At 65.5% G+C, this 2,213-nt stretch carries 4 protein-coding genes; 1 reads left to right on the forward strand and 3 read right to left on the reverse strand.

What is annotated here, in order from left to right:
* Window positions 1-265: 265 nt before the first annotated feature.
* Window positions 266-685: a DoxX family protein gene (locus EOA23_RS34035; protein ID WP_127307258.1), complete on the forward strand. Its 420-nt coding sequence runs from the start codon at window positions 266-268 to the stop codon at window positions 683-685.
* An 8-nt stretch (window positions 686-693) separates the two neighbouring features.
* Here the strand turns inward: EOA23_RS34035 and EOA23_RS34040 are convergent, their stop codons facing one another.
* The 3 genes from EOA23_RS34040 to EOA23_RS34050 all read right to left on the reverse strand — a co-directional run bounded on the left by EOA23_RS34040 (window position 694) and on the right by EOA23_RS34050 (window position 2,110).
* Complete coding sequence (locus EOA23_RS34040) at window positions 694-999, reverse strand: hypothetical protein (RefSeq protein ID WP_041001284.1); 306 nt, start codon at window positions 997-999, stop codon at window positions 694-696.
* A 73-nt stretch (window positions 1,000-1,072) separates the two neighbouring features.
* On the reverse strand, window positions 1,073-1,342 hold the full coding sequence (locus tag EOA23_RS34045) for a hypothetical protein (RefSeq protein ID WP_042639987.1): 270 nt from the start codon (window positions 1,340-1,342) through the stop codon (window positions 1,073-1,075).
* Window positions 1,343-1,576: 234 nt separating this feature from the next.
* On the reverse strand, window positions 1,577-2,110 hold the full coding sequence (locus tag EOA23_RS34050; RefSeq protein WP_245474443.1) for a hypothetical protein: 534 nt from the start codon (window positions 2,108-2,110) through the stop codon (window positions 1,577-1,579).
* Window positions 2,111-2,213 lie beyond the last annotated feature (103 nt).

The following is a 2,213-nucleotide window of genomic DNA, read 5'->3' on the forward strand; positions in this document are numbered from 1 at the left end:
GAGGCGCAGTCCGCCCAAAATCCACTGCCAAGGCGGCCTGAGGCCTCAAGAGCGAGGCAAAACAACCCGCCAAAGCGGCCAGAGCGCCTTTCAAAAAACGCCCATCTGCCTCGTGCGCTAAATATCGGCTCCCATGCAAAACCCTCACAGGGGGAGAAGGGAAAGGCGGCGCACCTCCGCCCAACAATTTTCCCACCCCCTGTCGGAATCCTCTTCCTCCATCCGTCCTTGGAGCACATCGACCACTTCAACCGGAGGGACACTCGTGGAAACCCAATCGACCTGCCAGACCGCCGCCATTCTCATCGCTCGCCTGATTTTCGCCGCCATGTTCGCCATGGGCGTCGCCTTCAAGCTGATGGATATGGGCGCCACCGCCGGCTACATCGCCGCCGCCGGCTTCCCGTTCCCGCTGTTCCTAGCCTGGTGCGCGGCGATCCTGGAGACGCTGCTGGTGATCGCCTTCCTGACGGGCGCCTTCATGACGCCGCTGGCGCTGATCGGCGCGGTCTATGTCGTATTCCTCGGCTTTGCCTTCCATGGCCCGTCGCACTGGGCCGGGAACCAGGCCGAGTTCGGCGCCTTCATGTCGCACTTCCCCTTCGCCGCCGGCCTGCTCTACGCCGCGGCGCACGGCCCGGGCAGCGTGCTGGCCCTGCGCCAGGGCTGGCCGGGGAGGGCGTGACCTCCCCCTCACATCTGGTCGTTATATGGCTCCTTCATCTGGCCGACCATGCGCGCCAGTTTCGAGAAGGACGGCATGTCCGCCTCGGGCTGGCACTGGTTGGCGAGCTCGAGCAGGCGGATCGGGAAATTGATGGCGTCGCGGTTCGAGGCCGAGATCGCCTCCGAGCGCTCCTCGCCGGTCTCGCCGGCCTCGGCCTTGCGCAGCGCGATATCGATTTCCTCGACGGTGAGCACACCTTTCTTGACCAGCACGTGGTTGATCGCTGCGACGGCCATCAGCAGGCCCTCGAGTTGGAGATTGGCGACGTTCATGGCGTTCCTCCCATTGACCTCGCCACAAGAACGCATGAGCGGCGTTTCCGATCCGGCGGAAAGCCTGCGCCGCCTACGCCTCCATCAGCCGCTCGCCATATTCGCTCCAGAGCTGCTTGATCTCGCGGTTGCCCAGCGGCGGCGTCTGGCGGTCGCCGTAGAAGATGGCGACGGCGCTGAGGTCGTACTGGCCGTCGGCCTGGGCGATGAAACGGATCGCCTCGCCGAGTGGTCTCGAATGAAAGAACGGATCGGCCTGGCCTCTGCCAAGGCTGCGAACGCCCGAAATGCTTGCAGGCACATGCCGCATCCGAAAGACGGATGCCATGGCAGGTCTGTCCATGCTGCTCTCCGCGATTCCCCGGCGCATGATCCCATAAGCTCCGGCTAATGACCAGTCCGGGACAACCGGCCACAGCAAAAGGGTGGGGACGACACAACCTTGAAATGAAAAGCCCGGCATCCAAAAGAGAAGGCCGGGCGCGCCGGCCCGGCCTTCTCTCCGCGCGGCCGCCGCAAGGCAGCCTTCGCTTACTACCGTTGATCGGCCCGGCGGCTCGAGCCGGGCCGGAAATGCCTATCTGCGCCAGCGATGCAGCCAGTCCGGCTCGGGGTCCGGGGTCCGGCTGATCGCCATGCCGGCCAGCAGCCCGACAAGGCCGCCGATCAGCATGGCCGTCGAGAAGGTGCCCGGATTCTGCTGCACGGTTTCAGAAACGCTTTGCGCCTGGCTGCGCAACTGGCTTGCCGCGCGCGACGCGCGGCCGGAGGCGCCGCTGTAGAGGTTCGACGCGCGGTCGGCCGCACCGCTATAGAGGTTCGATGCACGGTCTGCCGCGCTCTGGTACCAGCCCTGCGCGCTCTCGGACGCTTCCTCGGCCTGCTCGGAAAGCGCGCGGTTCAGGCGGTTCACCTCGCGCTTCAATTCCGCGATCTGCTTCTTCATCGCCGCTTCGGATGCCCTGGCGTTGCCGCGCGATGCCGCGCCACTGCGCGACGCGCCGCTGCTGCGCGAAGCGGCGTTACGGGGACGCGCTTCGCTGGCTGGGCTGGTGCTCGAGGTGCCGGCGCCGTTTGCTGCGCCACCGCTGCTGCTTTCATTGTCTGCCATGGGTTTCTCCTTTGTGCCCCTTGCAACGGTCGGAAGGCCGCATGGTTCCGACCGTTGCAAGGGGCACAAAGGAGAAACCCATGGCAGACAATGAAAGCAGCAG

This window comes from Mesorhizobium sp. M2A.F.Ca.ET.042.01.1.1 (assembly GCF_003997405.1).
GTDB lineage: Bacteria > Pseudomonadota > Alphaproteobacteria > Rhizobiales > Rhizobiaceae > Mesorhizobium.

What these genes read in the sequence shown, in the direction of transcription:
- EOA23_RS34040 (WP_041001284.1), bottom strand. Translation starts at nt 999, where the DNA reads ATGAACGTCGCCAATCTCCAACTCGAGGGCCTGCTGATGGCCGTCGCA.
- EOA23_RS34045 (WP_042639987.1), bottom strand. Translation starts at nt 1,342, where the DNA reads ATGGACAGACCTGCCATGGCATCCGTCTTTCGGATGCGGCATGTGCCT.
- EOA23_RS34050 (WP_245474443.1), bottom strand. Translation starts at nt 2,110, where the DNA reads ATGGCAGACAATGAAAGCAGCAGCGGTGGCGCAGCAAACGGCGCCGGC.